5 protein-coding genes are annotated in these 4,550 nt (G+C 67.5%); 3 read left to right on the top strand and 2 right to left on the bottom strand.

From position 1 onward, the window contains the following. Together QSK21_RS35630 and QSK21_RS35625 are read left to right on the top strand one after the other, a co-directional pair. Positions 1 to 194: transposase family protein (locus tag QSK21_RS35630; RefSeq protein ID WP_285702173.1), on the top strand; the 194-nt coding region annotated here is incomplete at its 5' end. Positions 195 to 286: 92 nt separating this feature from the next. Further along, positions 287 to 784 (top strand): hypothetical protein, encoded by a 498-nt coding sequence (locus QSK21_RS35625; protein ID WP_285702172.1) that lies wholly within the window; start codon positions 287 to 289, stop codon positions 782 to 784. A gap of 141 nt (positions 785 to 925) precedes the next feature. Here QSK21_RS35625 and QSK21_RS35620 read toward each other — a convergent pair whose 3' ends face one another. After that, the gene (locus QSK21_RS35620; protein WP_352231380.1) at positions 926 to 1,351 is read right to left on the bottom strand and encodes a DUF3592 domain-containing protein; all 426 of its coding nucleotides are present in this window, start codon (positions 1,349 to 1,351) and stop codon (positions 926 to 928) included. 372 nt (positions 1,352 to 1,723) lie between these two features. Continuing rightward, positions 1,724 to 3,370, bottom strand: coding sequence for a heparinase II/III domain-containing protein (locus tag QSK21_RS35615; RefSeq protein WP_285702170.1), 1,647 nt, complete (start codon positions 3,368 to 3,370; stop codon positions 1,724 to 1,726). Between the two features lie 348 nt (positions 3,371 to 3,718). Between QSK21_RS35615 and QSK21_RS35610 the strand changes: the two genes are divergently transcribed. Next, positions 3,719 to 3,913, top strand: coding sequence for a hypothetical protein (locus QSK21_RS35610; RefSeq protein WP_285702169.1), 195 nt, complete (start codon positions 3,719 to 3,721; stop codon positions 3,911 to 3,913). Positions 3,914 to 4,550: the final 637 nt, after the last annotated feature.

The following is a 4,550-nucleotide window of genomic DNA, read 5'->3' as shown; positions in this document are numbered from 1 at the left end:
AGGGACGGAACAAGCCCGCGTCCCACAAGCAGGCCAACCGCTCGCACGCCAAGCTCCGCGGACCCGGCGAACGCGCAAACGCCCAGCTGAAGTCGTGGAAGCTGCTCCGCAAGCTCCGCTGCAGCCCATGCAAGGCCGGTCACCTCGTCAAGGCCATCGCCGTCCTACAGAACTACGAGGTCACCCGAGGATGAAAAAGGGTCAGTCGTGTGAGCGGGCACGGTGACCACTGCGGGGCGCCCCTTGACCGGATTCGCTCCTTCATCAGGGATGACACACTCGGTTTGTGATCGATCTGACCGACGAGTTGCTTCAGCCACGACCCGGCACCATCCGCTATCACCCGGCAGATCTCGACAGCCCCACCGCGGGAACCTGGAGCATCGAGATCCCCCTCGCCCCCTTCTCCGCAGACGACGAATACAGACCGGCGACCTTTCGCTCCGGCTCCGGTGGGCCGAAGCTCATCCAGACCGCGATCAGACTCGACTTCATCGAGTTGCCGACCGACCACCTGTCGGCCCTGAGCAAACGTACCTTCACCTTCCCGGTGAACCCTCAGGACGGCTATATCGACGGTTCGGTCTACCTGCTCCACACCCACAATCCCGTGGACGTCACCCGCATCGACTTTGGTGAAATGAACTCGGACCAGATCCCCGCGAGGCTCCATGCCTACTTCGACTTCGGCGACGGAATCAACGACCTCCGCAACCGCAACGCCGTCCTGGAAACAGTCCTGCGTTTCAAGCCGGGTCGGCCTGTCCGCTCGGGAACATCGTGAGCCGGTCCCCTCATGTGCCGTTCCTGGCGTAGCCAGACACCAGCTCGTCACGTGGCCGAGATGGTCGGGCGCGCCGAGGTCGAGCGTGCAATCGACCCTGTTCCGCCTGGGGAGGCCGCGTTCAGGTCGACCCGCCCGCTCTCACAACAAGTTGGCCAGGACGAAGACGGAACAGAACACGCCCACAGCAATACCGAGGAGCCCAAGGCCCACATCCCATTTATAGGGGTGAAAGGTGCCCACCGGCCGCGCGGACGCGGGATCGGACGGATCGTACTCGACCTCGACCTCCGTCCCCGGTTCGGCCTGGTGCGGGGCACGGGAGACGGTCTGGGTGCTCACACCCTCGATGGTCACGAACTCAAGAATGGAGTAGTCCACCGCCTCCACAGGGCGGCCGCCGAGCTTGAGTCGCAACCTCCACTTGTTTCCAATGACCTTTCCGGGGACCCGTTGTGCCACCGCAGCGAATTGGCGGTCCCGGCGGATTCCGGTCCAGCCCCGGACGAAGAAATACAGGCTGGGCCCGATCAGGACCACCAGGCACATACCCGCGAGTCCGTACATGCGTCGGATCATAAGGACGCCTGATCACTCCGAAACAGAGTCACGAAGGCCCACCTCATGACCGGTGCTGGCCAGCCCACCGCCCCAGGTCATCTCACATCCGTCCGCAGCACACTCGGACCACATCTCAAAACGAACGAAGCGCGTCTCGACGTGCTGCGGAGCGTGCGTTCAGCGGGCAGCGAGCCTGGTGCCAAACCGCGACGTGTGGCCGTACGCGGCGTATGCCGCCATGCCAGCGCGGCTTCGGCCGTTGCATGCGGTGGAGGGCGCCCGTTCTAGGCCACCTGCGCTGTCACGGCACCTAGCCGAAGCCGGTCACTGATCCGGCAGCGTCCCAGGCTCCCTGGACGGCCCACGTACCCGCGCCGTTCAAGAAAGGCGGCGCAGCGTGCCGTCCCGGCTGACCACGGCGACCAGCCGCCGTCCGGAGATCGTCGCCTCGACCCGGTAGGACCCGTCCGGTCGGCGCTGGGTGACCTTGGCCGCCGGCTGTTGCCGCCAGTCCACGGGGGCGATGAGGGTGAGCATGCGCACGTCCCCGCCCCGCGCGGGCAGGACGACCACAGGTGCGGGGATCATGGTGCGGAGCGTGGGAGCCACCCAGCCCTGCCCCCGCGGGTCGTCGCCTTTGACGACGAACGCCTGCCCGCGCTCCGTCCGTCCCGGATCTTGCGGGATGTGCAGGCGCAGGAAATGCACCCGGGTGGAACCCGCCGTGGCAACGGCGTCGCTTCCGCCGTTGGCGGTGGTGGCGGCGAAGTCGGGCGGCAGGTGCCACAGTTGCTCGACCCGGCGGGACGTATCCGAGCGCACGTGGTCCAGCACCAGCAGGGCGTCAGGATCGGACGCGGCCAGCACCGACCGTGTCCTCCTCGTTCCGCCGAACGCCGTGTCGGTGAAACGGAAGAAGTCGCCGCCCTTTGCGAAGCGGTGCCCGGTCAGCTCGGTATCCGTGCCGTCGCGGAACGGCGCGTTCCGCACCACCACCGTGTTGTGCGCGTTCGGGGACTTCAGCCACTTGCGCCACCCGGGGTTGCTGTAGCCGATATGCCCGCTCGGTACGAGGATGTCGCGTCCCTGGGCGAAGAAGGTCAGGGCCATGTGGTCCTCCTGGCCGTGGGCGAAGCGGCCAGGCCCGAAGCGGGCGGTATAGGCCATCTCCCGCTCGTAGGGACGGTCACCGTCGCCCCAACCCGACCGGCCCACCACGTACCCGGCCTGGTACACGCGGGCGCGGGTGCTCGGCTTGGTACCCTCCCTGCCTTTGGTCGCCGCGTACCGCAGCGGCCCGTTGCCCATACGCGCGATGTCGGAGACCGTGGCCGCCTTGGATTCGCCGATCTGGAGCATGCCCCCGGCTGGGGTGGACTGGAACGCGATGAACTCGTCCATGCGCTTCAGCCTGCGGCGCAGCTCGCCAGGAACAGGGCGGTGGCAGTCACGCATCACCGTGATCGCCAGCCGCCACCGGCTCCGGTTGTAGATCGAGTAGTGGGTGGACTGCTCATTGTCGGCGCCCTCCGCGTCAATGCCGGGCCGGGCGGCACCGGGCGGGTGCAGGGCGGTGCTCAGCAATCGCCGGTACGCGGTCGCCGCCAGGTCGTCGCGGCCGACCCGGCAGGCCGCCGACAGCACGATCAGCGACTCGTCGGTTCCGTGGTTCCAGGGGCCCGACCAGTGCCTGGCGACCCACTCGGCGTGCTCGCTGATCGCCGTGTCCAGCCAGCGGCCGGTGACATGGCCGCGCAGGCACGACAGCGTGGCCAGCCGGAACTTGGCCGCCTCCTCAGCGGCCCTGCGCTCGCCCGTATCCATGTGGCGTTCCGACCCATGATCGGCCAGCCAGTCCCGGGCGATCCCGATGGCCTGTTCGAGCGCGGCCCGGTCGCCGGACCGCTCGTACTCCTTGATCGGTCCGCCGAGCCACGCCAGCGAATGCAGCCACAGCCGCCAGGACGTGTTGCGGTACGGATCGGCGGCCCAGTCCACGTCCGTGCCGTGGGGACCACCGGCCACCCGTGCCGGCGGAAGGCCGACCGCGCGGAACCTCCCCTCTTTGACCTGGGCCGCGGGATTGAGCCGATCCAGCCCCTTAAAGCCGAGGCACCTCGCCCCACCGGCCCGCCCCCGTGGCCCCGCCTTGGCCGCGGATGTCGCCGGCAAGCCGCCGGACGTGAAGCGCGGCGTGGCGGGGGTGTCCGCGGACGGGACGGAGATCAGCAACAGCCCCGCGAGGGCGGTGAAGCCACCCAACCGTGATCGTGGGTACACGCCGGTAGACCTTCCCTGAGGTCTCGTCCGCATCCGCCGGCGAAAGTCGATCAACGGAGAAGAACTGACCGAGGAGACGACCCAGGCCACCCGATGCCGCTGGAGTTCACCTACCCCAGCCCGAAGACGGCGCCAGCGCTGCCCATCGGTAAAGCTTCACACAAGAGCGCTCGCCTGGAGCTACTCGACAAGCAAGCCAACATGTCCATCAAGCCACCGCTCATCCTGACCGCGGCGCTCGTGCTGCCGTCCAGCATGCTGGAGACGGCCTCCCGAGGGCACCGGTGAGAAGGCGTACAGAGCCTGAACCGGTCCTTGATGGGGGGAGTACGAGCAGCCTTGCCAGGTTCCACGTTTTTCTGCTTGGCGGGGCCGGCCGCCGGGCGCCCAGTCCAAGATCTCCCGCAACTCCGCGATCCTCGCCCACGGAGAGCGCGACTCCTCTGGCCTGGTCAAGCTTGTGTAGTCGGCGGGTCGTTGCCGAGAACCGGTCAGCAGTCCCGTTCCAATGCCTCGACGTGGTAGGTGACGTGACCGTCCCTGCCGGCTTCCGATTTCGGCAACCGCATTACCAGTACCGGCACGCCAAGGCACCTCCAGCGGAAACGGACCGACAACACCAACCCACTCCGCGTCGGCGGCGGCACGGCTCGACCCGCAAGTGTGAACACCTGTCGGCGACCGATGCGCAAGGGATCGGATTGGGTGGCGGAGCGGCTCCTATGGTCGCTCGGGCTGACGGTACGTACCTCTGGGTGGTTCACCGGCGCGGTTCAGCGCGCGCACCGGGTATTGATAGTGTCGGTGGCGGCTGAAGAATGACCCCCTGTGGACGCGCGAACCTTGACCCCCTTCATCCTCTGGAGGGTGATCAAGGTGGAGGACTGGGCAGAGATCCGTCGGCTGTATCGGGCTGAGGGGATGC

The organism is Actinomadura sp. NBRC 104412 (assembly GCF_030269515.1).
GTDB lineage: Bacteria > Actinomycetota > Actinomycetes > Streptosporangiales > Streptosporangiaceae > Spirillospora.
Note: the sequence above shows the minus strand (reverse complement) of the source record. Positions and strands in the feature narration are given on the sequence as shown.